Below are 25796 nucleotides of genomic sequence, written 5' to 3'. Positions count from 1 at the left end.
ACTGCGATGACGCATCTGCTTTTATCACTGTATTTTTTGCGATAAATGCTGCTTTAATATCGAAAATCACCCTCGAATAATTAGAACTGCATGCAGAGTTATTGTTCAATCAGATCCACAAAGGAATATTTTTACCATGCAACATTTAAGTCTGAATATTTCTTTAATTTGTAATTCATTTGTAAATTCCATTAAAAATGAAAGCTTATAAAAAACAAAAATCAAACTTTAATTTTGACGAGCCTGTAAATTAAATTTTTTTAACTAATTGTATTTTAGTGTTTTTTTTGACCTGTTGAGTAAATGTCGACAGCCTGTTGCTTATATGTCGCTTGATGACATATTTGTTAGGCGGTAAAAAACCTCACTCAAAAAATTAACAATAAATTAATAATGGTTTAAAGAATGTTGTCAAAAGAAGCTGTTGAAAAAAACGATAAAGCACTAAGTGAAGCATTACTTTTGGCTCAAACTAGTGCTAATGAAAACGTATTGGATAAGGCTGCGGCTGCCAAGGGTGGCCTTGATGATGGGGCAAAGAAAGTGCTCGATTATATTCACTCGTTACCTCCTGCTTACACTTTCGAACCTAAATATACGAGGCAGTATAGAGAGAATCCTTTCGAACATGACGACGTTAACAATATAACCAAGCAAGATATAAGCATTCCTTGTAAACACCATGAATTAGCCGCCAGAGTTTATCGACCTATAACTGAGCATGAAAGTCTGCTCCCTGCACTTATTTATTTTCATGGTGGCGGATTTGTTCTCGGCGGGATTGATAGTTACGACAAATTGCTTTCACAATTATGCTCGCAATCCAATTTGGTGGTTATTTCTGTAGCTTACCGTTTAGCTCCAGAAACCGTATTCCCCGGTGCCGTTGAAGATACGCTGGAAGCAACGGATTGGATTGCTCAAAACGCAACATCCTTAAACTTAGATCCAAGCCGTATCGCAATTGGCGGCGATAGTGCGGGTGCCAACCTTGCTACAGTATACTGTCATTTGAATAAACATAGAGATGATTTCAAACCCAACTTTCAATTACTGATCTATCCCAGTATTGCCGGAAATGATTCAACACCAAGTCGTAAAGCATATTCAGAAAACCTTCTCTTAACCAAAGCGCTATTGGCATGGTTTCATGATCTTTACATAAGCAGCGAACAAGAAAATGACGCTCGCTTTAATGTATTAAAAGCATCTGATTTTAAAGATGTTCCTCCAGCTTTTATTTTAACCGGTGGATTTGATCCATTGCGCGACGAAGGGCAAATGTACGCAGACAAACTTAAAGAAAACGGTATCGCCGTTAAACATTCCTGTTACACAGATATGTTTCACGGCTTTATAAATTATGGTGTTTTACAACAAGCAAAAGACGCGGTAACTGAGTGCGCATTAGTGCTCAAAATCGTGATGAATATTAAGTAAATAAACCAAGTTTGATTATAAAACTATAACCACACGATTGGGACACAACATGAAAATAACTACATTATTAACCTCAAAAACGTTGCTCGCTATTTCTATTTCAGCTTCATTAACATTGCCTGTTATTGCTCAAGAAACCAAAAGCCCAGATGCAGAAGTAGAAAAAATTAATGTAACGGGGTCGTATATAAAACGTACTGCAGCAGACGAAGCTGAACCCGTTAAAGTACTAGACTTTAATTTTATACAATCTACAGGGGCCACAACAGTAGCCGAGTTAATTGGTAAATTATCCATATCTTCAGGTGCCGAAAACCAAGCTGACTCCTTTTCACAAGCCTCGACACAAGGCACAGGTAATGTGAATTTGCGAGGTTTAGGCTTAAGTTCAACCTTGGTTTTAATTAATGGCCGCCGCCAAACGCTATCTGGCGCCATTACCAACGATGGGAGTGTATTTGTTGATTCAAGCCATATTCCGATTGAAGCCATTGAGCAAGTTGAAGTCTTAAAAGAAGGCGCGGCTTCCACCTACGGTTCAGACGCAATTGCTGGTGTAGTTAACTTTATTTTACGTAAAGATTTTGAAGGTTTTGAAATTACTGCTGCTATCAGTAAGGCTACCGATAGCAGTCAAAAAGACACGGATATAGGTTTTTTATGGGGCGCTGAGCTTGGAAATACTTTTGTTACAGTTTCAGGTCATTATTTAGATAGGACTCCTTTAACTATTGAAGACCGACCCGAATTAGGCGATGTGGCATTAAGTTCTTTAGGTAATACATTTCTACTTTTGGGTAATGCTGAAGTAGTGGACGGTCCTTATGCTGGGAGTTATGGGGCTTATGAGAATGTGCCTGACCCTAGCTGTTTAGATGATAGTTTGGGTATATTGATACCCCAAGCATATGGCACTCGTTGTGGTTTTAATTTTGGTCCTCTATATAACTTAGTTAATACCGAGACTCGATTACAATTATATTCTAATGTTAATCATTATTTTGATAATGGGAACGAACTAACTGTAGATATGAGTTGGAGTTCGAACGAAGTAAAAGATAACCCTCAATCTCCCAGTTATCCTGACTTAACATTTCCTTATATTGGTCCAACAGATTCAGGGAACCCCTTCGGTGTGGGTGTTGTTTGGCTAGGAAGACCATTGGGAGCTGGTTTTGATCCGGCATTAGCCCCTCGTGAAAATGATACCTTTCGTACTTCAGTTAATTTGGTAGGTGACTTAGACAATGGTTGGAATTGGAATACAGCATTAACTTATAGTAAAAATAACTACACTCAATATCAGCAAGACCAATTGAAATCCAGATTAGTTGCTGCGTTAGCAGGTGTGGGCGGGCCAAACAACGACGAGCTTTTTAGTCCTTTTGATCGTTCAAGTCTTAGTCAATCAATTATTGATGATTTTACCCACATGACCGTGGCAGAGAAAAGCACCGATTTGTTAGTACTGGATGCTGTTGTTAGCGGTGATTTGTACGAATTACCTGCCGGAACAATTGGCTTTGCAGCAGGTATGCAAGCCAGAAATGAAAGTTTTACAGTTGATACTGATGATGTGTTTGAAATCAAATTTGATGCAGACGGAAACCCTATCCCCGTTGATCTAATCTTTTTACAAGGTTTGTCCCATGTTGATGTAGATAGAAGTTCATTTGCTGTGTTTGCTGAAAGTGTTATTCCTGTTTCACAAGACATTGAAATAAAAACCGCGGTGCGTTACGAAAAGTTAGAAAGCGACTCAAGTTTTGATCCTAAAATAGCCGTTCGTTGGAATATATCCGATGAATTTATCCTCCGCGCATCAGCAAGTACCGCTTTTAGAGAAGCATCCTTGTCACAGAAAAACGCCTCATCAGCGGTAATTACCAGTATTACCGATTACAACGATGATGGTTCGGCCAAATCCAGTGCTTTTGTTGGCGTAATTGCTACAGGTAATGACAATTTAAAGCCTGAAGAATCTGAGAACTACAATGTTGGTTTGATTTTTAAACCTACTGATAACTTGGATTTTAAACTAGACGTCTGGCGTGTAGATTATACCAATATGATCACAGTTGAAAATGCTCAGGGTAAGTTGATTGATGATCCAAATGGTGCGGATATCATTCGTACAGATGCTGGATTTTTACAATCTGTGAAAGTGAACTATTTTAATTCCTCATCGGTCAGTGTGAATGGATTTGATATTGAATCTACTTGGACTATTTCAGATCAATTCAACCTTTCGTTTAGCGCGTCACATTTTATTTCATATGAATTGACCAAAGATAACGGTGAAGTGGTTGAAGCTGCGGGCTCTTTTAATATTGATAACTTTGCTCGCTCTATGCCAGAAACTAAAGGCTCGCTAAATCTTAATTGGATTGATGATAACCAACGAGCTTCACTAAACGTTAACTATGTCTCAAGCTATGAAACGGGCGTAGATGTGTCAGCTTTACCCGGTGAAAGTTCAACTGTTGACGCTTTTACAACTGTTGATGCGCAGTATGCAGCAACTTTCGGTATCACAGAAAACAGTGAAGCTGTTGTAACTTTAGGGATTAAAAACTTACTAGATGAATTGCCACCACGGGCTTACACCGCTGTTGGTAGCTTAAGTTATGATCCAAAACAACATAACCCATTAGGCCGAGTGTTTTACGCAAAAGTAAAATACGCATTCTAGGCGCAAACCCATCATTGTATAACTCAAGGAGGGGATTCAAATTCCCCTCTTTAACCATAAGAAAAATACTATGTCATTTGTTTTTAATACCACCAAATCAATTGTAAATGCGCCAAATGCTATTTCGGAATTAGCCTTATATTGTCAAAATCTTAATATTAGCAATGTCTTGTTAGTGACTGATCCAGGGATCGTTCAGCTAGGTTTACATAAAAGGGTCATCACCAGTTTAGAAAATAGCTCAATCGACGTCGTGCTGTTTAGTCAGGTGGAGGTTGATCCGCCCATTGCGGTCATTGAGAAAGCGCTGTTATTCGCTAAACAAAACAAAATCGATGGGGTGGTTGGCTTAGGCGGTGGCAGCTCTCTAGATACGGCTAAATTAATTGCCGCATTAACTTACTCTACACAATCGGTGAATGATGCCTTTGGTATCGACAAATTGACGCACTCTCGATTACCGCTTATTCAAATTCCTACAACAGCTGGTACTGGTTCAGAAGTCACGCCTATTTCCATTGTAACCACTGGTAAAGCATTGAAAATGGGTATTGTTTCGCCGCTATTATTGCCCGATATGGCATTGTTAGATGCAACCTTAACCATTAATTTGCCTGCACATATTACCGCCGCCACCGGTATAGATGCGATGGTCCATGCCATTGAAGCCTATACCAGTCGTATCAAGAAAAATATTTATTCAGATATGCTAGCAGTTCAAGCATTAAAGTTGTTGTCACAAAGTATTCAAACTGCTGTTCATCACGGCCAAGATCTACCCGCTCGCTCTAATATGATGTTAGGCGCAACTTTGGCTGGTCAGGCGTTTGCTAATGCGCCGGTAGCAGGGGTTCATGCCCTTGCTTATCCATTGGGTGGGCAATTTCATATCCCTCACGGATTGAGTAATTCGCTGGTTTTGCCCCATGTTCTGAGATTCAATAAGCCCGCGGCTGCCCATTTGTATGCAGAATTGGCAGACATTATATTGCCAGAAACAAGTTTACAATTGGTATCTGATGACGACAAAACCGACGCTTTTATTGAATTCCTAGAAAATCTTATTATCGACCTAGGTTTGCCTAATACCTTAGCCAGTGTGGGTATTAGTCGAGGCAGTTTAGATGCGCTAACTGAGGACGCGCTCAAACAAGAGCGTTTGTTGGTGAATAACCCAAGACCCATGAATGAAACTGATATTTTGGCCATTTATCAAGCCGCTTATTAGAGCCTGCCAATTTATATTGAGACATTAAAATGACTGAAAAAACACTGGATAAAACCAAACCTAGCTTAAATATAGCTAAATCATCAAAGGGAAATTTGTATTCGGTTTACCTTATTTTTATTTTGCTATTGGCCTATACGTTCTCTTTTATCGATAGGCAAATTTTGAGCTTACTGGTTGAACCCATGAAGCGAGATTTAAGTATTAACGATACCCAGATGAGCTTATTACAAGGCTTATCATTTGCTTTGTTCTATACCCTTATGGGGCTGCCATTAGGGCGTCTAGCCGATAGTAAAAGTCGCCGCGGTATTATTGCTGGGTCAATATTCGTGTGGAGTTTAATGACCGCAGCTTGTGGATTGGTTAAAGGTTATTGGGGCTTGTTTTTTGCTCGGATGGGGGTGGGGGTGGGCGAAGCAGGATTATCGCCAGCCGCGTATTCGCTTATAGCAGATAGCGTGGAAAAAAAGCATTTAGCCAAAGCCATCGGCATTTACACTATGGGTATCTACCTTGGTGGGGGTATGGCGCTAATCGTAGGTGGCATGGTGATACAATGGGCGGAAGAATTTTCGACTATCACCTTACCTCTTATTGGTGAAGTGTATGCCTGGCAGGCCGTTTTTCTGGCGGTAGGACTACCAGGGTTATTGTTAGTCCCCTTTTTATTCACGCTAAAAGAACCTAGTCGACCACAAATTCATGAAAAATCTGTTCCTGTAGCTGAGGTTATTCAATTTTTTAAGCAAAATAAGAAAACTATATTGTTGCACAATTTGGGTGCTGCCCTTGCGTCAGTTGGGGGATACGGCGCGTTAGCATGGGTACCAAGTTATTTAATTCGTGTGCACGGTATGACAGGAGGGGAAGTAGGTTTAGCTTTTGGGATCATTGTACTTTTTTGTGGTGCGGGTGGTGTCATCATCGGAGGGGTTTTAGCCGACAAGCGATGTAAAGCTGGACAAAGCGACGCCAAAATTCGCGTAGCAATGTGGGCAATGATCATTGGTATTATTCCCACTTTAATTTACCCCCTCATCTCAGATTTACAATTAGTCTTAATTATCTTGGCTATATCAACCTTTTTTGCGAACTTTATGATGGGCTTGGGACCTGCAGCTATCCAAGAAGTTGTGCCCAGTAATATGCGTGGTCAATTCAGTGCTTTATATTTATTTGTCGTCAATTTAATCGGTTTAGGACTTGGGCCAACTCTAGTGGCTTTGTCTACAGATTACATTTTTGGTTCACCTGAGATGGTTGGGTATTCATTACTACTCGTTACCAGCTTTGCCATGGCAGGCTCGGCACTATTGCTAGGTAAATGTTTACCCCATTATCGTAAAACACTTACTTCTTTAGAAAAATCTAATTGTAAATAACAACTTAATATTTCATCGCAGCCATTGATAACCCTTTGGCTGAGATGTCTTTTTACCTAAATTTAAAAGGACTAACCATGCTGTATCTCAACGATCCTTTACTATTAAAACAACAACTTTTTATCAATAGGAAATGGGTCGATGGCGACTCAGAAAAATCAATTTCAGTACAAAACCCAGCCACGGGCATTGAAATATGTAAAGTGGCCAGTGCGACTAAGGAAGACGTCGTTTTTTCAATCGAGTGCGCCCAAGATGCGTTGCAAACTTGGCGTGCAACCACAGCCAAACAGCGCGCCGAATTACTCAAAAACTGGTACCATTTAATCATCGAAAATATTGATGATTTGACATCTATCCTCACGGTAGAACAAGGTAAACCTTTAGCCGAAGCCAAGGCTGAAATTCTTTACGGCGCGTCCTATATTGAATGGTTTGCCGAAGAAGCGAAACGGATGTACGGCGACATTATTCCCAGTAATAAATCAAGCCAACGCCTGTTAACTATTAAACAACCTATTGGTGTGGTGGCAGCGATAACACCTTGGAACTTTCCTAATGCCATGATCACCCGTAAGGCAGCGCCAGCATTAGCGGCAGGATGCAGCATAATTGTCAAACCCTCAGAAACCACCCCTTTAAGTGCTTTAGCGTTAGCAGAATTGGCGCAGCGAGCTGGTATTCCAAAAGGCGTGTTTTCCGTAGTAATAGGAGTGGATTCAAAAGAAATAGGTAAGGAGTTAACCGATAATCCACTGGTTAAAAAGCTATCCTTTACCGGCTCCACTAAGGTAGGGAAAATACTGATTAAACAGTGTGCCGATACAGTTAAAAAAGTATCTATGGAACTAGGAGGCAACGCACCATTTATTGTATTTGAAGATGCAGATATTGACCAAGCGGTAAAGGGAGCCATTGCATCGAAATTTCGTAATGCCGGGCAAACCTGTGTATGCGCCAATCGTTTTCTAGTGCACAGTAGTGTATATCAAGCATTTACGACCAAGTTTGTAGAAGCAACTAAAAAACTGGTAATGGGTAACGGTATAGAAGCTAAGGTTTCAATTGGACCATTAATAACGGCAGCAGCGGTGCAAGACGTCCACGCAAAAGTAACATATGCCGCAGAAAACGGCGCTAAAATTTTATTAGGTGGTTCACCCTCGCAACTAGGAGCGAATTTTTATCCGCCAACCATTTTGTCAGATGTCACGCCAGATATGCGCGTATTTAAAGAAGAAATTTTTGGGCCTGTGGCACCTATTATTGCGTTTGATACTGAACAACAAGCTTTGGAGTTAGCGAATGCCACGGAAGCAGGATTAGCTTCGTATTTATACACTCAAAACTATTCACGAATATGGCGTTTTTCAGAACGTTTAGAGAACGGTATAGTTGGCATAAATGAAGGAGTGATTTCAACAGAAGTCGCGCCATTTGGAGGTATAAAACAATCAGGCAATGGTCGTGAAGGTTCTAAATACGGTATGGACGATTATACTGAAATCAAGTACCTGTGCATGGGGGGATTGGTATAAATTCAAACTTGGTGCCCACATCATCTCAATTGGTCTTGGTCCCATTCTTGTTGGGCTAGTTGCGATTCTGCTACTAGCCAATCTCGAAAAGTTTTGAGAGTTTCAACATTTTGGTACTGCTCAGGACATACAAAATAGTACGACTCTTTTTTCAACATCATGTAATCGTGCGCAATAACCAGCTTACCTTCCTTTAACAATGGATCGGCAAGTGGGCGATACATAGGAATTATACCCAAGCCATCAACTGCGGCTTGGGTAGCTACAGCAACATTATCAAAGGTGATATTTTTCTTTTCGGTATGCAAAGCAGGGTGACTGGTACGTGACAACCATTGGTCCCACAACTTTGATAAATGGTTATAGTGGAGCCAATTATACTTAGCTAACCCAGCGGTGTCGTCGGTACTATGTAATTCATCTAATAACGAAGGCGAGCATACAGGTTGTACATATACATCAACCAATTTATCACTATGACAACCAGGCCAATCACCGTTACCTAATCGAATTGCTGCGTCCATATTCTCACCAGAAAAATCTACGGAATCTTCACCCGTATCAACACTATTGGTGAAAAATGACAGTGTTAGATCAGGGTGAGACTGTTCGAGTTTACATAGACGACTCATGAGCCAAGTTGAATTAAAAGTAGCTGAAATGCCAAGTTTAAGTTTTAGATCTTCACTACCATGATGCAGTATATTGGTGGCCACCTTTAGATCGGCAAAAATATTGGAAATAGAATTGGCGTATATCACCCCTTTCTCGGTGAGTTCTAGGCCAACTTTATGACGTTCAAATAGTTTAATGCCGAAATGTTCTTCTAAATTTTTGATTTGCCGACTCACTGCTGAGCGAGTAATAAACAGTTCATCCGCTGCTTTTGTAAAACTCAAAACACGGGACGCGGTAAGAAATACCCAAAGTGTATTAAGTGGTGGCAAACGTCTCGACATATCAGGCCTTAAAATTGAATTTGGTTAGCTCGTATTGATTAAATCTTGATTATTAATAAGAGAAATTTCCCTATAATTCAATATCATAAGTGGAAACTATTTAATCAGCACTGACTAAAGACAATATATCCTAACGCTATCAGATCAGCAAATTGAACAAATCAAACCACCTGCCCAGCCACCCATCCAGAACTCCAAGCCCACTGAAAATTAAACCCTCCCAACCAACCTGTCACATCAACCACTTCGCCAATAAAATAAAGGCCTTCAACGTCTTTTGCCATCATGGTTTTGGATGAGAGTTGGTCTGTGTTGACTCCGCCTAGGGTGACTTCTGCGGTGCGGTAACCTTCGGTGCCATTGGGTTTGAGTTGCCATTGATGGAAGGCTTGGGCGGCTTGATCTAGTTGTTTGCCTTGGTATTGTTTTAGGGGTTTATTCTCAATGCCTAAGTAGGGCAGTGCGGCTTGCACATAACGTTTGGGGTAATGATTGCCCAGTGCTGTGCTAAGTTGCACATCTGGCTGGTTTTGAAGTGTTTGCTGTAAATCAGCCAATAAGTCACCGTTGGGGAATAAATCAAATTCGACGGTTTGGCCTGGCTCCCAGAATGAGGATATTTGTAATACTGCGGGGCCACTTAGGCCTCTGTGGGTAAATAGGATGTTTTCGTTAAAGCTGGTGTTGTTGCAACTGGCGCTGGCATCGAGTGAAATACCGCTGAGTTCTGACAACACCTTTTTGTCTTGTTCGTGCAAAGTGAAAGGCACCAGTCCAGCTCTTGTAGGTTTAACATTTAAACCAAACTGTTCAGCCACTTTGTAACCAAAAGGGCTAGCGCCAAGCTTTGGCATAGAAAGCCCGCCTGTGGCTATTACTAAAGACTCACATTGATACTGGCCTTTTGCAGTGTTGAGTGTGTAACCAGATTCAGTTTTCTCAATTGACAAAATCTCGCACTGATTGGTTACAGTGACATTGGCCTTTTGACACTCAGATAACAACATATTTAGAATATCTTTGGCGCTGTCATCACAGAACAGCTGGCCTAAGGTTTTTTCGTGGTAAGCAATGCCGTATTCTGCCACTAAGCCAATAAAGTCCCATTGGGTGTAGCGGCTTAAGGCTGATTTACAAAAATGTGGATTGTCGGATAAAAAGTTTTCGTGGCTGGCATACATATTAGTGAAGTTACAACGGCCCCCTCCTGACATGAGGATTTTACCGCCTAAACGTTTTGCGTGATCGAGCACCATTACATTACGGCCGCGTTTACCCGCTTGCGCTGCGCAAAATAACCCAGCGGCGCCGGCACCTAATACTATGACATCTACTATTTTCAATTTATCGTCCGTTTGTGATCACACCTATTTTGAGGGCGGAATTATAGGGTATTAACGAGTCTATAATAAGTGCTCTAGTGTTAGATTTATTCGTTTATGACAAAACTAGCAAAGTTTAAGCTATTGAATGTTTCTAATAACCGGGTAGCCATAGTCTGAGTCAATGCTAACTACTTGGCTCCCGGTGCTCAGTTACATCATTTTTGATAAATGATTAATGTAGCAATTACAAAGACGCAAAACGTTTTGTATGTACATCAGTGCTTCCAAACAAAAATTGAATGGTGGTTAAACGTTTGAATATATGGCCTACGTCAAGTTCGTCTGTCATACCTATGCCACCATGAATTTGTATGGCTTCTCGGCCTACTAAGTTGGCGGCTTTTCCAATACGGCTTTTTGCAGCTGATAGTGCTTTCGCATCTATTCCAGCATTGCTATCCATTTTTAAAACCGCCATTAACAGGATAGATTTGGCTTGTTGGTGTTCGATAAACATATTCACCATTCGGTGTTGTAATGCCTGGAAAGAACCAATTGTGCGACCAAACTGTTGCCGGGTTTTGGCATATTCTAAGGTACGTGCATGAGCGATTTGCATAGCGCCAACGGCTTCAGCACACACCGCTAGTGTGGCCTTGTCGATAACATTGCTAATGGCAGGTAAGGCGTTATTTAGTTCACCTAAGGTTCCAATAATGGGCGTGTTATCAAACCATATATCGGCCGCTTGATGGCCATCTACATTGGCGTAACCTTCTCGTTTAACACTGCTATGGTTGGCATCAACCAAAAATAAACTGATGCCATGGTTATCACTGGTTTCGCCAGAAGTACGTGCTGCCACAACTAATGTGTCTGCATGATTACCATTTAAAACCACAGACTTATGGCCGTTAATCACAAACTCGCCATTCGTTTCAGTGGCGCGACATTTTACGTTGTTTAAATGATAGCGGCTTTGTGGTTCAGCACAGGCAAAGGCCATTTGTAATTCACCTGCCATGATCTTCGGTAAATAATGTTCTTTTTGCTGTTCATTACCTGCTAAGGCAATTAAGCCACCTGCTAAAACGGCAGTGGCAATAAAAGGTTCAACTACCATGCCTTTGCCAAATTCTTCCATGACAAGAGCAAGGTCAGCCATTGACCCACTTAAGCCGCCGTCCTCCTCTGAAAATGGCAGCATTAACCAGCCTAGTTCTGCAAATAAATTCCAGTTTTCTTGACTAAAGCCTGCTGCTGATTTGAGTATTTTTCGACGTGTTTCAAAATCGTAATCGTTGAGGATAAACTTCGATACACTATCTTGAATCATTTGTTGTTCGCTGCTTAACGAAAAGTCCATAATAAATTCCTAATGCTAATTTAAAGGCCTAAAACGGCTTTGCTGATAATGTTCGTTTGAATTTCGTTACTGCCACCATAGATGGATGCCTTACGGTTATTGAAGTAAGTTAACGCGCTGTTAGCTGCCATATCGGGGCCAATGTGTTGCCCGTCAAATTCATCATCGAACTGTTGAGGCACAAATGGCATTGAATAATAACCCGCCGCTTCGACATATAATTCGTCGATGCCTTGAATGATCTGAGTGCCGACAATTTTTAGGATTGAGGATTCTGGCCCAGGTGCCTGGCCTGTACTTATTGCAGAAAGGGTGCGTAATTCAGTATATTCTAAGGCCAATAAGTCGATTTCTAAGTTCGCGACTTTTTGCGCAAAAATAGGATCGTCGAGCAATTTGTTGGCTCCGTCATCAGATGTTTCTGCAAGTTGTTTTAATTGTACTAGGCGTTCTTTAGACATAGCTACACGAGCTATACCGGTTCGCTCATGGGTTAACAATACTTTAGCGTAAGTCCAACCTTGACCTTCGACACCAATAAGGTTGTTGGCTGGAACACGCACCCCATCAAAATGTACTTCGTTGACTTCATGGCCTCCGTCAATAGTAATAATGGGTGAAACTGTAATGTTAGGATCGTGCATGTTAATTAATAAAAAACTGATGGCTTCTTGGTTTTTTGCACTGGGTGGGCCTGTTCGCACTAAGCAGAATATCCAGTCGGCAAATTGACCTAAGGTGGTCCATGTTTTTGTACCGTTAACCACATATTCATCGCCGTCTTTCACTGCTGTGGTTTTTAGTCCCGCTAGGTCAGAGCCCGCGCCCGTTTCTGAATACCCCTGACACCACCACACTTTACTGGCCAATATATCGGGCAAAAAACGTTGTTTTTGTTCGTCATTACCAAAGTGATAAATAACAGGTGCAACCATTTTTAAACCAAAGGGGATCACATCTGGGGCACCGGCTTTGGCGCACTCATTGTCAAAAATATACTTTTGGGTACTAGTCCACCCGGTTCCGCCATATTCGACCGGCCAGTTAGCAGCGGCCCAGCCTTGGGAGTAAAGTATTTGTTGCCACTGCACATATTCTTCTTTTGATAGGTGTAACGCTTTTTTAGTTTTTGCGGCGATTTCTTTTGGCAACTTTTGTTGCAAAAATTCACGAACTTCCTGTTGAAATTCTTTTTCTTCAGCACTGAAATCTAGATTCATTTTGTAAACCCTTGGTGTACCTAATTGATTGAACGACTTTGAGCATATTTCTGGCAAATATCATTTTTTTTGGATCTGAGTTGTAGTGACCTGCACACTACTTATTTGGATATCACCACAAACTTTTCTACTAACGCTATCCTATGTAGTTGGGGTGAGTTTTGGAAATTATTACTATTAATAATGATTTATAAGCACCCCAATATCTGAGGGTGATAATCAAGGTGTACAAATTACAAGTTTGATTAACAATCAGTTCGCCAAGGCGGGCTGAAAAACGCCTAGATAAGCGCTGTGGCTATTTAATGGGAGGGCTCAACCGTTGAGCTGAGGTAAGTCATAAACACTTTGCTGGCTTTAGAAAGGTAATGGTTTTTTCTCCAAGCTAGGCTTAACTTAAATTCAATTTTTGGCTCAAAGGGGGTACAGGTCATTTGCTGTTCGTTGTCTAAAATACGAGAAAGACAAGTGGTAATACCGACTCCATTGCGAACTAAGGACTTTTGCAGCTCTATAAGATTGGTTTCCATAGCGATGTCTAATGTTAAGTGATGTTTTTTAGAATATTGACTCACTACTTCACGTAAAAAATACCCTTCATGAAACAACACTAAGGGTTGTTGGCAAAATTGTTTTAGAGAAATCGTTTTTTCAGCAGCTAAGGGATGAGAGCTAACCATGCCAGCGACCACTTCTTCATTTATCAACTCGGTGTAGCGCAGTTGTGGGTTTTCTAAATCACTTCGTACTAAGGCTAAATCTAATTCGCTATTTAGTAACATTTTCTCAAGGGCTGCAGTGCCTTGATCGACTAAGTGAATTTTTATTTTGGGGTATTGTTGCTTAAAGTCTGTCAATATTTTGGGAAAATAGTAAGAGCCCATCATAGCGGGCACCCCAAAACGAATCGTGCCTCTCTCTAGTTCCTTTAGCTCTTCTAGCTCTAGTTCAACTTGTTTGGCTTGGCTTAATAGCTGGGTGGCCAGTTTATATAAAACGCTGCCTTCAGCAGTTAGAATAGAGTGTTTATCAGCTCGGTTTATTAACTTTAAGCCCACTTCTTGTTCTAACTTTTGAATTGCCACGGTTAATGCTGGTTGCGCAATGCTTAATGTTTGCGCAGCACGAGTAAAGTTTCCTAGTACTGCCAATTGACAGAAATATTCAAGACGTTTTAAATTCATCGTTCAACAAATGATAATCAAAATTAATTAAAAGTATAAAAACTATATATTATATTTATTCGTTTTTTAAGCATAGAGTAATCCGATAATTTAGGCTATTACCTATTCAGGTATTTAAACGGAGTGTCCTTATGAGCCAAAAGCTAACCCCTTATAACTGGCAAGATCCTATGTTTCTTGATAATCAATTAAGCGAAGAAGAGCGCATGATACGTGATACCGCTCATGATTATTGCCAACAAAAACTTTTACCCCGTGTGCTTGAAGCCAATAGGCACGAACATTTTGATCGGGAAATCATGACCGAATTAGGTGGGCTAGGGCTTTTAGGTGCCACTTTGCCTACTGAATATGGTGGCAGTGAAGTAAATTATGTCAGTTATGGCTTAGTGGCTCGAGAAGTTGAACGGGTCGACAGTGGTTATCGCAGCGCCATGAGTGTGCAATCGTCACTGGTGATGCACCCGATATACACTTACGGCACAGAAGCACAACGTATCAAGTATTTACCTAAACTGGCGTCTGGTGAATGGGTGGGGTGTTTTGGTTTGACTGAGCCTAACTCGGGCAGTGATCCAGCCTCTATGACCACTCATGCTAAAAAAGTAGACGGTGGTTATTCATTAACGGGTAACAAAATGTGGATCACAAATTCACCCATAGCCGACGTGTTTGTGGTGTGGGCTAAGCTCGAAGGTAAAATTCGTGGATTTGTGCTTGAGAAAGGTATGCAAGGTTTGTCGGCGCCTAAAATTGAAGGTAAATTTTCATTACGAGCCTCAATCACTGGTGAGATAGTCATGGATAATGTATTCGTGCCAGATGAAAATATGTTCCCTGACATTAAAGGATTAGCGGGCCCTTTTGGGTGTTTAAATAAAGCCCGTTATGGCATTGCTTGGGGATCCTTAGGGGCTGCGGAGTTCTGTTTTAATGCAGCGAGAACTTACACTTTAGACCGTGAACAATTTGGTCGCCCTTTGGCTGCCAATCAGTTAGTTCAAAAGAAACTGGCTGACATGCAAACTGATATTACCCTTGGCTTGCAGGGATGTTTGCAAATGGGGCGTTTGATGGATGAAGATCAATGCCCAGTTGAATTGATTTCTCTTATGAAACGTAACAATTGTGGTAAGGCACTTGATATTGCCCGTATTGCTCGTGATATGCACGGTGGCAATGGTATTAGTGATGAATTTGGCGTGATCCGTCATGTGATGAACCTAGAAGCGGTGAATACCTACGAAGGCACCCATGATGTGCATGCACTTATTTTAGGTCGAGCCATTACTGGCATTCAGTCTTTTTACTAAGGGCTACTTTTGATGCTAAGCGCACTTCATAATATTAAGGTTGTTGATTTAAGTCGTATATTAGCGGGCCCTTGGGCTTCGCAAATGCTGGCGGATATGGGCGCACAAGTGATCAAAGTCGAACGTCCAAAACAAGGCGACGATACCCGCTTTTGGGGGCCGCCTTTTATCAAAAAGGCTACAGAACAGCAGCCACCTCAAGCGGCTTATTTTCATTGTATGAATCGTAACAAAGAGTCTATTGCTGTGGATATCACTCAGCAGCAAGGGCAACAAGTTATTAAAGATTTGATTGCCCAAGCGGATGTGTTGATTGAAAACCATAAAGTGGGAGGCTTGGCTAAATACGGTTTGGATTATCAAAGTGTTAAGCAGCTTAATCCACAGTTAATTTATTGTTCTATTACTGGTTTCGGCCAGACGGGTCCTAGCGCCCACAAGGCCGGTTACGACGCCATGATCCAAGGTGAAGCGGGGTTAATGAGCATCACAGGTGAGCCTGATGGCGAGCCGATGAAAGTGGGCGTAGCTGTGGTAGATGTGATGACAGGATTATATTGCTGTAATGCGGTATTAGCCGCCTTAATGGCTAGGCAACATACTAAGCAAGGGCAACATATTGATATTGCCTTATTTGATGTACAAGTGGCGGCTTTAGCTAATCAAGGCATGAGCTATTTAGCAACAGGCAACAATCCTGCAAGACTAGGCAACGGGCATCCCAGCATAGTGCCTTATCAAACTTTTGCTACTCAAGATGGCAGTCTTATTTTAGCTGTGGGTAATGACAGCCAATTTGTTAAATTCTGCCAAGTGGCCCAATGTGCTGAATTAGCTAAGGATCCACGTTTTGTCACTAATGCTCTGAGGGTGGAAAACCGTGGGCAGCTTATTCCTTTACTCGCAGGCAAACTCGCGTCAAACACCACTAGCTGGTGGATTGAGCAACTAGAATCTGTGGCTGTGCCTTGTGGACCCGTGAATACACTAGAACAAGTGTTTAATCACCCACAAATTAAAGCCCGTGAAATAGTCAGACAAGTACCCACTGCGCAGGGGGAGCTAGTAGACACTATTGCTTCACCTATTCATCTCTCGGACACGCCTTTGCAGTATCACAGCGCTTCACCGGATTTAGGTCAGCACAGTGAACAAGTGTTAGCTAAAACGCTGAATTATTCTGAACAGCAAATCGCTCGTCTTTTTGCTAGCGGTGCGGTTAGTTAGCTTAAACAGCCAACTACAACCAACCATTTTGATGGGCTATTCTCGCCGCTTCTATTCTGTTCTTGGCATTCAGTTTACTGGATGCAGAGGAAAGATAGTTGCGCACAGTGCCGGTAGATAAAAACAGTTTTTGTGCAATATCTTCTGTTGATAAACCGTCTTTGGCTAATCGTAATGCGTGGCGTTCTTTGTCTGAAAGGGGATCTTTTTCCATCCATGATTCCAGCATTAATTCTGGTGCGATGGCAGTGCCACCTTGATGCACTTTTTGTATGGCATCGATTAAATCTTGCGAGGGTGAATCTTTTAATAAGTAACCTTTTACCCCAGAGTCCATCGCTCGGCGTAAGTACCCACTTCGCGCAAATGTAGTTAATATTATGGTTTTGCACTGTGCTTTTGATTCAAACAGCTGTTGTGCAAGCTCTAATCCTGTCATATCTGGCATTTCTATATCGGTGAGCACTATGTCTACTTGCTCACTTTCTGGGGATTGAATATAGTCAAAGGCTTGTTGTCCATTGGCGCAACTCTGAACCACATGTAGGTTATCCTCTAAGTCTAAAATAGTGGCTAACGCATTGAGCAGCATTGTTTGATCTTCAGCCAAAAGAATGTTGATGTTTTTCATATTGATGATGCCTTTGTTGCATTGCTCTTGATCAAAGGTAAGCTAATTTCGCTTAAGGTACCGCTATAATCGCCACCGCTTTTTACACTTACCCATCCTTGGAGTTTTTGAATGCGCTCTTCAATGCCCTTGATGCCAAATCCTTGGTGTTGCGAATTTTCAAAACCTTGCCCGTTATCTTGCATTGCTAAGGTGATCTTGCCATTTGAATGTTTAATTGTGACTGTAACTTGAGTCGCCTTAGCATGTTTAATCACGTTGGTGACTAACTCGCGAAGCACTATGGCTAACTCTTTATTATTAGTAGATTCGAGTTCGATTTGTTGTTCATCGATATTTTCAAATTGATAGTGAAAATCAATATCGAGGCTACTAAACACGTTTTTAGCGTTAGCAAGCTCACTGAGTAAGTCGCTGCTGCGGTAACCTGACACCACTTCGCGTACTTGGCTGAGGGCATCACGAGAAATATCTTCCAATTGTTTAATTTCAATACGGGCCTTGGCGAGATCTTTATCTTGCCCCTTATCCAATAGTCGTCCAGCAAGATCGGCTTTTAAGGTAATTACCGAAAAAGTATGCCCAATCAAATCATGTAAGTCTCGTGCAATCCTTTCTCTTTCTGCTACTTTGGCTAAACGTTGGGTTTCTTCGCGGGATAAAATTAGTGCTTGTTTGTTTTCATATAACGCACACTGGTAGATATTTAAAATCCCTACTATCAAACTAAATGTCAGTGCGGGCATATAAAAATATGCTTCAAACTCAAACAACCAGCTAATGGTTATTATCCAAAGCAATAATCCAATTAATACAGTAACAGCATATTTAAGTGGATTGAGTCTACTGCAAAATGCGCCCGCGTAGATAAACAAAGTACAAGCTGTAGCGGTAACAAAGGCGGCCAATGTTGCTATCACCAAGATGGCGCCAATGTGATAAATAATATCCTGTCTTTTCGCCCAATAGGCATGAAAATACAGGCTCAAAAAGGCAATTGATGCTGAGAAGGTCCAAACCAAATCCATTGGGTCTTCGTAAAAAACCACGACTGGTACAAAAAATAACGGCAAATAAATCAGCCACACGTAAGGTGAAAACTGTTCGTTTAGATTTCTAGGGAGTAACCAAGAATCGATTTTTTTTAAAGTATCAAACACTCACTTTTCCTTCTAGTTGACTTTTTTCTTAGTAAAAGCCGTGATTGCCAATACAAAAAATACGACAGAAAATAACGCCAATATAGCTAAATGTTTAGTAACAGATCCACCTGTATCTTGCCCAACCACTTTTAATGCCAATTGTGATAAATGATAGGGTGGCAGAAACTCGGCAAAGGACTGTAGGAAATCTGGCAGCATACTGATAGGTATCCACAAGCCGGATAAAAATGACATGGGTAAATAGACTAAATTCACTACCGCAGGTGCGCTTTCGGCTTTTAGTAGCAGCCCTAGTGTTAAGCCCAACAAACAAAAGGGCAAGCCACCTACTACCAAGATGGCAGATAAGGTGAGTATCTGCCCTAAAGATAGACTGACATCAGTCAAGGTGAAGGCGACTAATCCTAAACACACTAAGACCATCACTGAAAATCCCATGGACACAAACAAGCGACTGACAATTTGCGCCGACCCAGGCATAGGGGAGGCATCTTTAATATCCAACCATCCTTGTCCGCGCTCTATCGCTAAACCTGCTCCAAAAGAAAACAAGGCGGGACCTATGATGCCAAAGGTGCCGTACGAGCATAAAAGATAGGTGGCAGCTTGGGGATCATGTTGATTCATTAATACCCCAAAAAATATGTAAAACAACGCAGGGAATAAAATCGCTGGTAAGGCAAAAGCAGGATTACGAATACTTTTAAGCCATTCAAACTTACTTTCTAAGTAGTAGATATTGAGAGTTTGCGCAATGTTCATACTGTGAGAGTGACTCATATTTTTTCTCCCGAGCTGTTTAATTGTAAAAAGGCTTCTTCTAAACCTGCTTTAGACACGGTGAGATCTTGTAAATTAGGGTAGACAGATAACAAAGCTAGAAGGGTCTGATTGGCATCTTCTGTGTGCAACTGAATAAATTTACCACTAGGATGCACACTTACCACTCTAGGTAATGGTTCGAAAACCTCGGGTTTTTCATTGCTAATAAAACGAATGCTGGTGTGGCTGATACTGGCTTTTATCTGGCCACTGCTGCCTCGTCTAATTATCTTTCCTTGTTTTATGAGCGCTATTTCATCGGCTAGATTGTCAGCTTCTTCTAAATAATGAGTGGTCAATACTATGCCTGTGCCCGCGGCTCTGAGGTCACGAATGGCTTGCCATAATCCTTGCCTCGCCTCAACGTCCATACCCACACTTGGTTCGTCTAAAAATAATAGCTTGGGATTACCACAAATGCTTAATGCAAACAAAAGCCGCTGTTTTTCACCACCAGATAACTTTTTAGAATAGTGATTTTGCATCTTTTGCAAACCCGCATATTCAATTACTTGCTGGTAGTCCATTGGATGAGGGTAATAACTTTGAAAGAGCTGAATGTGTTCTTTGATCTTCAATGTTTCGGGTAAATTAGCTACTTGCAACATTGCCCCTGCCTGACGCTTGGCTTGCAACGAACCGGCTCTTGAGCCAAATACCCGTACTTCTCCCAAATCTGCGTTGATTCGCCCCAGTAAGATATTTATTAAAGTTGTTTTGCCTGCGCCATTTGCACCTAACACAGCAAATACCTGACCAGCCTTAACCTCAAAATCAATATTGTCTAGGGCCTTGTTACCTGCAAAGGATTTAGTCAGCCCGTAGGCTGAAGCAATGACACTGCTTTGCGTTTTTTGTTGATGAGTATTTTCCATTGGCATCTTGGTATCTCGTATCGAGTATTTAAACCGTATGCAAACTATGGACTAAGTAAAGGTGGTTGGTTAGAGACAGGTATCATTAATAGAGGATGACATTTGTCACTTTTGTGTTTGCTAAAAAAACTTGTCACACTTTTTGAACTCACCGTGCCTTAGATATGTTGGTTAATTTAATTAAGCTAAAAAGGTACATTCTTATGTTACAAAAAATCAAATCACATCCCTTATGTTCTAAGTTATCTGTCGCTATTTTTATCGGCACCATTTTGTTCCAATTGTCAGTTAACGGAGTGTTTGCTGCAGAAAACACAACTTCAAATAAACAGCTTGTTAGTCACATCACTGGGGCAGGAAAACCAGTGATCTTGATCCCAGGACTTATGTCAGATGGTCGCGTATGGCAGCCGTTAGCCAATTCGTTATCAAAAACGTACCAAGTGCATAGTATTAATATCGCAGGTTTTGCTGCCACGCCCGCCATCGATAACCCATCACTGGAAGAGGTGAAACAACAACTTGTTGCTTATATTCAACAGCATAAATTACAAAAACCAGCAGTCATAGGGCATAGCTTGGGGGGCTTTATGAGTTTTTGGTTGGCTTCGAGCGCTGCGCCAGAAATTGGACCCATTATTTCGGTAGATGGCTTGCCCTTTATAGGGCCGGTGTTTACGCGCAGCAATGCCTCCACAGTTGAGAATTTGGCCGCACAAGCTCTACAGATCAAAAATATGTATAGCAATATGACGCAACAACAGCTGATTCAACAATCCCGTTATGGATTATCTATACAAGCCAGTAGTGATGAGGCCAAAGAGCAAGTGATGAGTATGGTAGAAACATCAGATGTTAAAACTGTCGGTGATGCTCTTTATACCTTAATGACCCATGATTTAAGGCAAGACATTGCTAAGATCACATCACCTGTTTTATTGTTAGGCGCATCAGGGGGATTTAGTCATGATGAACAAAAAGATGCGATGCAAACATTATATGCGCAACAACTTCAGGCATTGCCTAGTGCGCAGCTACTGATGAATAGGCATTCTCGACATTTTATTATGTTGGATGATCCCCAATGGCTTGAGCAACAGGTAATGAATTTCTTAGGAGCGCACCTATGAGCAGTTCTATTCATTCTACTTTAAGCCCACAAAAGTCATTTTTATTGGATGATGTTGATCTTGCAAAAAGTGGCGACCAAAAAGCCTTTGCTCGCCTGATTAATGAAACCCGTCACCTAGTGTCGAGCATTGCACTGTCAATTGTTAAAGATTTGGATAATAGCGAGGACGTAGCACAACAAGTTTACATAGGGGCTTGGCAAACTATCTCTGAACTTAAAAACCCCAGCAGTTTTTTGCCCTGGTTAAGACAGATGACACGATACAAAGCCTTAAATTTTTTGCGTGATAATAAAATCCGCCAAAAAGTGGATGGCGAGGAAGCCGACCTAATCTTGTCGCAATTTTGTGATCCGCAACAAGATATTGATAGCTCCATGGCACGGGCTCAATCGACTGTGATCTTACAAGACTTTATTAGTCAGTTACCTTCAGATAGTCGTGAAATTGTGCTGCTCTATTACCGTGAAGAGCAATCTACCCAGCAGGTGTCACGTTTGTTAGAGCAGAGTGAAGCTAATATTCGTAAAAAGTTATCTCGGGTTAGGCAATTATTACAGCAGCAGATATTACGTAAACATGGAAAATTGTTGTTGAGTACCGCACCTGCCTTGGGTTTCAGTAGCTTGATATTAGGTGCCATCACAACTAGTACACCTGTGGCAGCCGCAGCGATGAGTTCGGCGGCAGCAAGCAGCAAATCCGGTGTGTTACATAAGTTAGGTCTCTTGCTGGGCGGGTCGATGATAGGTGCATTACTTGGCATATTCGCAGTGCGTGTCAGCACTTCTCATTTGCTGAAAAAAGTCTCAAGGGAAGACGTTAAAGCTAAAATACTTAACTATCGTAAAACAGTAACCATGTGGCTGATTTTTAGTGGCTTGATGTTACTGGCAAGTTACGAACTAACAACTGGCTGGTGGGCTCCGGTGACAGCCTATTTATTGTTTGCTAGCGTACTATTTTATCTAGTCACGCGTCTGCGTAACTTAGTAACCAATGAAATTTGCCAAGCTGAAACTACCACTACTAAGCAAAAAAATATGCGACTGCGCCTAGATATTTGTTATTGGTGCGGATTAGTCCTAGGGTTTGGCGGCGGTTTTGTAGGTATGATAAGTGGACTAATTAATAGCGGACGATTACTACTTTAAGAGTGGCAGTTCACATAGTCCTCATTTCTGGGTGAACCGGTTCAAAGTAGGTAGCTTGGTAATCTTTATAGAAGTCTGCTGATCTCTCGTTATTAAATTGTCGCAAACTAATTATCAAACTATCTGCTCTGAAAACAGCAATGAAAATGAGTTATATTATTTGTCGTTGTTTAAGGTAGGTTCAAAATGAACATCAATCTTATAAAGTAAGATGGGCAAATCATTCAATGTTTCACGATACGTGAAGCTGAAATTCAATCATCATGCATAACGGAAGTTATTAGAGTAAAAATAGTCCACGACAATGAAAATATTTTGTTCGACTTTAATCCATAACAGAAGGATTTTAATACTGCTTTGATAGAAGTGAGAGGGAAATTGGCTAAGCAAATGGAAAGTTTGCTTAGCCATCCAGTATCTTGTTGATTTTTGCGTTATCTCATCTTGGATCAACTTAATAATTCTGGCTGAGCAATTCGGTCCAGCGGTCATAATTCCGTGTTTAACATAATTGCTTTAGGAAAAATGACGGCTTATTACAGATATTCCAGGTTATATAATCCATGCAATAATCGAGTGCTGATTATAAAAGGGCTGATGAGACATTCATTTTTACTATAGGTCTAACACTAACCGACTACTCAAAGAACCAGAACAACATACCATCATAGTGGCATTTTCACTTTTTTCTGCATCTGAAAGCACCATATCTCTATGATCTGGTAAACCTGATATAACCGGGACTTCGCAGCTACCACACACACCTTCGGCACATGCGTATGTGACACCCACAGAGTTTTCTTTTAATACCTGCAGTACGGTTTTACCTTCAGGTACCAATAGTTCTTTACCTGAGCGAGCTAACACTAAGGTGTAGCCTCCTTCGTCTGCCGCTTCATTCTCTGACTGAAAGTGTTCTAAGTGCACCTGTTGCGAAGGTAAATTCGCTAAGCTCTCACTGTAACTTTGTAGTAAGTTGGTTGGGCCACAGCAATAAAAATTTGAATCCTTAGAGACAGTGTTGACTATAGTATTAAAATCTATGCGATTAGGGACAGAGTCTCTAGTGTAATAGGTAGTAATTACGCCAGACTTTGCTGTTTCTTGTAATGCTTTTATCTCGGTTAATAACGGCGCTTGTTGTTCATTACGAGCTGTAAAATGTAACTCCCAACTCTTACCTTGCTGCTCTAACGTATATGCCATTGTTAATATGGGGGTGATACCTATACCCCCAGCAATAAGTACTGAGTGTTCAGGTTCATCTGCCAATGGAAAATGATTCCTTGGTAAACTAATAGACAAAATGTCACCTTCTTTAACTTCTTCATGTAACCAAAGCGATCCACCTTTGCTGTCGCTAGCTAACGCAACCGCAATCACGTAACGGTGTTGTTCATCAGGATGATTGCATAAAGAATACTGACGAGTTAACTCATTACCGGTGTGCACATCAATATGTGCACCGGCGCTAAACTTTGTTAATTTTTGGCTAGTCTTCGGGCGTAAGTCAAATAAACGAACATCCTCTCCATCTTGCCAAATACAATGAACATTCACATCTATAGAGTCAGTCATCATCAGATCATTTCTACTGCAATTTGCTGTTTTTTGAATTTTTCCCACTGCGCTCTATAACGAGGAACCAACCAGGTATTAAATTGGCGCTGAGCGCCTTCTTGCCAAGAATAGCGGCCCCTTGGCGCATGGCGTGAACGTAATCCAATCTGCACCATTTCATCAACATGTACATCTTGAGCATTAATGTCTAATGCACGTTCTAACACTTGTTCCATATTGGCATCAAAATCAGGCTCATCCATTGCGCCTTTCGCAAATAACACACCTAAATCTAGGTAATGACTTTCTGGTCCGTCAGCGCGCAAGATTAAATAAATAACGGCATCACTGGTTAAAACCAAAGATAAACTAGGTGGTAAATTGGCAAACGCCATACGATTGCGTTCTTCTTCATTTAATTTAGGAAAAACCGGCATCAGTGCTTTTTGAGTCGGGTTAAAACTCGCATCTTTATGTAGGGTGCCATTAGTTCGAAAATATCCAGCAGTATCTGCTGGTAGATCATCTGGGAATTCGGCTAATTCACTGGGAATATAATCATGGAACTCACCATGATGTAATTTATTAGCATGATAACCATCATTGTTATTTTCAAACATCACCTTCCAGCTAAAGTCATATTTAGTGTTTTTATCTGGCTCTGGTCCTTCAGCATTTTCAATATCATAATTAGCTAGAACTGAATCTAATGCACTAAGCCTAGGCGTAAGTGGTTTTGCATCATCATCTAAATTAATGAAAATGAAACCCTGCCATATCTCAAGCTTAAATTGCGGCAATCCAGAGTCTTCTTTATGGAAATTACAGGTTTTTTCCATCGCCGGAGCATTAATCAAATCACCTTTTAAGCTATACACCCAGTGATGATAAGGGCATGTGAATGTACGAGTATTACCTGTACCTTCTGCTACTAACATGGCTCTATGTTGGCATACAGAAGACATTGCCCGAATTTCCCCATCTCGGTCTTGTACAACCACTACCGGCTCCCCGACTATAGTAGTGGTAAAGAAATCACCTTTTTTAGGTATCCAATCAACACGACCGACACATAACCATTCGTGATCAAAAATAGCTTTTTTTTCAAAATTAAAAAAATCACGATCTGTATAACAAAGTGGAGGCAAGGATTCCGCATCCTTTATATCAATAATGGAACTTTCCATACTTTCAAAAAAATCATCAGTTAAAAATCTCTTGCTCATACTAATTTCCTGAATTTGTAGCACTACTGCGCTAGTCCGGTACTGCCTGATATTTATGCTTCCATACTTTAAGAAAGTCATAAAATGAACAACCTTCTTATAAAATAAACATATATATAAAGATTACTCAAAGTAGGCTCTTTTATTACGCTTTGAATGCTACGTTAGATAAATTAGTGATGATTGTGCATTTGCGTACAAGTTTTGGTTCATCAGCGCATGTGCAGAAATTACGCAGATTTAGGATCCGCAAACACAAATACTAAAATGAGATATAATCAGTCCACTTTAGCCCCCTATAATAAAGTGGCTTTTCTGGCCATTTATATTGCCAGCTTTAATATTTTATATGGCTCAG

At 41.0% G+C, this 25796-nt stretch carries 20 protein-coding genes; 9 read left to right on the top strand and 11 right to left on the bottom strand.

The window, feature by feature from the left end; all coding sequences use genetic code 11:
- Positions 1–405: 405 nt before the first annotated feature.
- The 5 genes from AAC000_RS02345 (at position 406) to AAC000_RS02325 (ending at position 8283) form a co-directional block, all read left to right on the top strand.
- Positions 406–1440 carry an alpha/beta hydrolase gene (locus AAC000_RS02345; protein ID WP_339719738.1) on the top strand — a complete coding sequence of 345 codons (1035 nt, stop codon included), beginning with the start codon at positions 406–408 and terminating at the stop codon, positions 1438–1440.
- A gap of 49 nt (positions 1441–1489) precedes the next feature.
- Positions 1490–4132 (top strand): TonB-dependent receptor, encoded by a 2643-nt coding sequence (locus AAC000_RS02340; protein ID WP_339719737.1) that lies wholly within the window; start codon positions 1490–1492, stop codon positions 4130–4132.
- Positions 4133–4202: 70 nt separating this feature from the next.
- Positions 4203–5360 (top strand): iron-containing alcohol dehydrogenase, encoded by a 1158-nt coding sequence (locus AAC000_RS02335; protein WP_339719735.1) that lies wholly within the window; start codon positions 4203–4205, stop codon positions 5358–5360.
- Positions 5361–5389: 29 nt separating this feature from the next.
- Positions 5390–6745, top strand: a complete 1356-nt coding sequence (locus AAC000_RS02330; protein WP_339719733.1) for an MFS transporter — start codon at positions 5390–5392, stop codon at positions 6743–6745.
- 77 nt (positions 6746–6822) lie between these two features.
- The gene (locus tag AAC000_RS02325) at positions 6823–8283 is read left to right on the top strand and encodes an NAD-dependent succinate-semialdehyde dehydrogenase (RefSeq protein WP_339719731.1); all 1461 of its coding nucleotides are present in this window, start codon (positions 6823–6825) and stop codon (positions 8281–8283) included.
- Between the two features lie 20 nt (positions 8284–8303).
- Here AAC000_RS02325 and AAC000_RS02320 read toward each other — a convergent pair whose 3' ends face one another.
- The 5 genes from AAC000_RS02320 to AAC000_RS02300 all read right to left on the bottom strand — a co-directional run bounded on the left by AAC000_RS02320 (position 8304) and on the right by AAC000_RS02300 (position 14337).
- Entirely contained in the window at positions 8304–9242 is a 939-nt protein-coding gene (locus AAC000_RS02320) for a LysR substrate-binding domain-containing protein (protein ID WP_339719729.1), read from the bottom strand.
- 161 nt (positions 9243–9403) lie between these two features.
- On the bottom strand, positions 9404–10585 hold the full coding sequence (locus AAC000_RS02315; protein ID WP_339719728.1) for an NAD(P)/FAD-dependent oxidoreductase: 1182 nt from the start codon (positions 10583–10585) through the stop codon (positions 9404–9406).
- 226 nt (positions 10586–10811) lie between these two features.
- Positions 10812–11933 carry an acyl-CoA dehydrogenase gene (locus AAC000_RS02310; RefSeq protein ID WP_339719726.1) on the bottom strand — a complete coding sequence of 374 codons (1122 nt, stop codon included), beginning with the start codon at positions 11931–11933 and terminating at the stop codon, positions 10812–10814.
- Between the two features lie 20 nt (positions 11934–11953).
- Positions 11954–13153, bottom strand: a complete 1200-nt coding sequence (locus AAC000_RS02305; protein WP_339719724.1) for an acyl-CoA dehydrogenase family protein — start codon at positions 13151–13153, stop codon at positions 11954–11956.
- 302 nt (positions 13154–13455) lie between these two features.
- Positions 13456–14337: a LysR family transcriptional regulator gene (locus tag AAC000_RS02300; RefSeq protein WP_339719722.1), complete on the bottom strand. Its 882-nt coding sequence runs from the start codon at positions 14335–14337 to the stop codon at positions 13456–13458.
- A gap of 131 nt (positions 14338–14468) precedes the next feature.
- Here AAC000_RS02300 and AAC000_RS02295 point away from each other — a divergent pair, with 131 nt between their 5' ends.
- Both AAC000_RS02295 and AAC000_RS02290 read left to right on the top strand, forming a co-directional pair.
- Positions 14469–15650, top strand: a complete 1182-nt coding sequence (locus tag AAC000_RS02295) for an acyl-CoA dehydrogenase (protein ID WP_339719721.1) — start codon at positions 14469–14471, stop codon at positions 15648–15650.
- 12 nt (positions 15651–15662) lie between these two features.
- Positions 15663–16877: a CaiB/BaiF CoA-transferase family protein gene (locus AAC000_RS02290; RefSeq protein WP_339719720.1), complete on the top strand. Its 1215-nt coding sequence runs from the start codon at positions 15663–15665 to the stop codon at positions 16875–16877.
- A 13-nt stretch (positions 16878–16890) separates the two neighbouring features.
- Here the strand turns inward: AAC000_RS02290 and AAC000_RS02285 are convergent, their stop codons facing one another.
- From AAC000_RS02285 to AAC000_RS02270, 4 genes are read right to left on the bottom strand one after another with little or no spacing between them, the layout of a single operon-like run.
- Positions 16891–17508: a response regulator transcription factor gene (locus tag AAC000_RS02285; RefSeq protein WP_339719718.1), complete on the bottom strand. Its 618-nt coding sequence runs from the start codon at positions 17506–17508 to the stop codon at positions 16891–16893.
- On the bottom strand, positions 17505–18668 hold the full coding sequence (locus tag AAC000_RS02280) for a sensor histidine kinase (protein WP_339719716.1): 1164 nt from the start codon (positions 18666–18668) through the stop codon (positions 17505–17507). Before AAC000_RS02280 ends, AAC000_RS02285 begins: the two co-directional genes overlap by 4 nt.
- Before the next feature lie 12 nt (positions 18669–18680).
- The gene (locus AAC000_RS02275) at positions 18681–19451 is read right to left on the bottom strand and encodes an ABC transporter permease (RefSeq protein WP_339719715.1); all 771 of its coding nucleotides are present in this window, start codon (positions 19449–19451) and stop codon (positions 18681–18683) included.
- The gene (locus tag AAC000_RS02270) at positions 19448–20368 is read right to left on the bottom strand and encodes an ABC transporter ATP-binding protein (RefSeq protein WP_339719714.1); all 921 of its coding nucleotides are present in this window, start codon (positions 20366–20368) and stop codon (positions 19448–19450) included. Before AAC000_RS02270 ends, AAC000_RS02275 begins: the two co-directional genes overlap by 4 nt.
- A gap of 203 nt (positions 20369–20571) precedes the next feature.
- Here AAC000_RS02270 and AAC000_RS02265 point away from each other — a divergent pair, with 203 nt between their 5' ends.
- Both AAC000_RS02265 and AAC000_RS02260 read left to right on the top strand, forming a co-directional pair.
- Positions 20572–21498, top strand: a complete 927-nt coding sequence (locus AAC000_RS02265) for an alpha/beta hydrolase (RefSeq protein ID WP_339719712.1) — start codon at positions 20572–20574, stop codon at positions 21496–21498.
- Complete coding sequence (locus tag AAC000_RS02260) at positions 21495–22652, top strand: sigma-70 family RNA polymerase sigma factor (protein WP_339719710.1); 1158 nt, start codon at positions 21495–21497, stop codon at positions 22650–22652. The genes AAC000_RS02265 and AAC000_RS02260 overlap by 4 nt, the downstream gene beginning before the upstream one ends.
- 615 nt (positions 22653–23267) lie before the next feature.
- Here AAC000_RS02260 and AAC000_RS02255 read toward each other — a convergent pair.
- Together AAC000_RS02255 and AAC000_RS02250 are read right to left on the bottom strand one after the other, a co-directional pair.
- Complete coding sequence (locus AAC000_RS02255) at positions 23268–24233, bottom strand: PDR/VanB family oxidoreductase (protein WP_339719708.1); 966 nt, start codon at positions 24231–24233, stop codon at positions 23268–23270.
- A complete protein-coding gene (locus tag AAC000_RS02250) occupies positions 24233–25438 on the bottom strand; it encodes an SRPBCC family protein (protein ID WP_339719707.1) in 1206 nt (401 codons plus the stop codon). The genes AAC000_RS02255 and AAC000_RS02250 overlap by 1 nt, the downstream gene beginning before the upstream one ends.
- Positions 25439–25796 lie beyond the last annotated feature (358 nt).

Source organism: uncultured Paraglaciecola sp., assembly GCF_963977085.1.
GTDB lineage: Bacteria > Pseudomonadota > Gammaproteobacteria > Enterobacterales > Alteromonadaceae > Paraglaciecola.
Note: the sequence above shows the minus strand (reverse complement) of the source record. Positions and strands in the feature narration are given on the sequence as shown.

Excerpts from the sequence above, each read along its gene's own strand:
- AAC000_RS02345 (WP_339719738.1), top strand. The coding sequence starts at position 406 with ATGTTGTCAAAAGAAGCTGTTGAAAAAAACGATAAAGCACTAAGTGAA.
- AAC000_RS02340 (WP_339719737.1), top strand. The coding sequence starts at position 1,490 with ATGAAAATAACTACATTATTAACCTCAAAAACGTTGCTCGCTATTTCT.
- AAC000_RS02335 (WP_339719735.1), top strand. The coding sequence starts at position 4,203 with ATGTCATTTGTTTTTAATACCACCAAATCAATTGTAAATGCGCCAAAT.
- AAC000_RS02330 (WP_339719733.1), top strand. The coding sequence starts at position 5,390 with ATGACTGAAAAAACACTGGATAAAACCAAACCTAGCTTAAATATAGCT.
- AAC000_RS02325 (WP_339719731.1), top strand. The coding sequence starts at position 6,823 with ATGCTGTATCTCAACGATCCTTTACTATTAAAACAACAACTTTTTATC.
- AAC000_RS02320 (WP_339719729.1), bottom strand. The coding sequence starts at position 9,242 with ATGTCGAGACGTTTGCCACCACTTAATACACTTTGGGTATTTCTTACC.
- AAC000_RS02310 (WP_339719726.1), bottom strand. The coding sequence starts at position 11,933 with ATGGACTTTTCGTTAAGCAGCGAACAACAAATGATTCAAGATAGTGTA.
- AAC000_RS02305 (WP_339719724.1), bottom strand. The coding sequence starts at position 13,153 with ATGAATCTAGATTTCAGTGCTGAAGAAAAAGAATTTCAACAGGAAGTT.
- AAC000_RS02300 (WP_339719722.1), bottom strand. The coding sequence starts at position 14,337 with ATGAATTTAAAACGTCTTGAATATTTCTGTCAATTGGCAGTACTAGGA.
- AAC000_RS02295 (WP_339719721.1), top strand. The coding sequence starts at position 14,469 with ATGAGCCAAAAGCTAACCCCTTATAACTGGCAAGATCCTATGTTTCTT.
- AAC000_RS02290 (WP_339719720.1), top strand. The coding sequence starts at position 15,663 with ATGCTAAGCGCACTTCATAATATTAAGGTTGTTGATTTAAGTCGTATA.
- AAC000_RS02285 (WP_339719718.1), bottom strand. The coding sequence starts at position 17,508 with ATGAAAAACATCAACATTCTTTTGGCTGAAGATCAAACAATGCTGCTC.
- AAC000_RS02275 (WP_339719715.1), bottom strand. The coding sequence starts at position 19,451 with ATGAGTCACTCTCACAGTATGAACATTGCGCAAACTCTCAATATCTAC.
- AAC000_RS02270 (WP_339719714.1), bottom strand. The coding sequence starts at position 20,368 with ATGGAAAATACTCATCAACAAAAAACGCAAAGCAGTGTCATTGCTTCA.
- AAC000_RS02265 (WP_339719712.1), top strand. The coding sequence starts at position 20,572 with ATGTTACAAAAAATCAAATCACATCCCTTATGTTCTAAGTTATCTGTC.
- AAC000_RS02260 (WP_339719710.1), top strand. The coding sequence starts at position 21,495 with ATGAGCAGTTCTATTCATTCTACTTTAAGCCCACAAAAGTCATTTTTA.
- AAC000_RS02255 (WP_339719708.1), bottom strand. The coding sequence starts at position 24,233 with ATGATGACTGACTCTATAGATGTGAATGTTCATTGTATTTGGCAAGAT.
- AAC000_RS02250 (WP_339719707.1), bottom strand. The coding sequence starts at position 25,438 with ATGAGCAAGAGATTTTTAACTGATGATTTTTTTGAAAGTATGGAAAGT.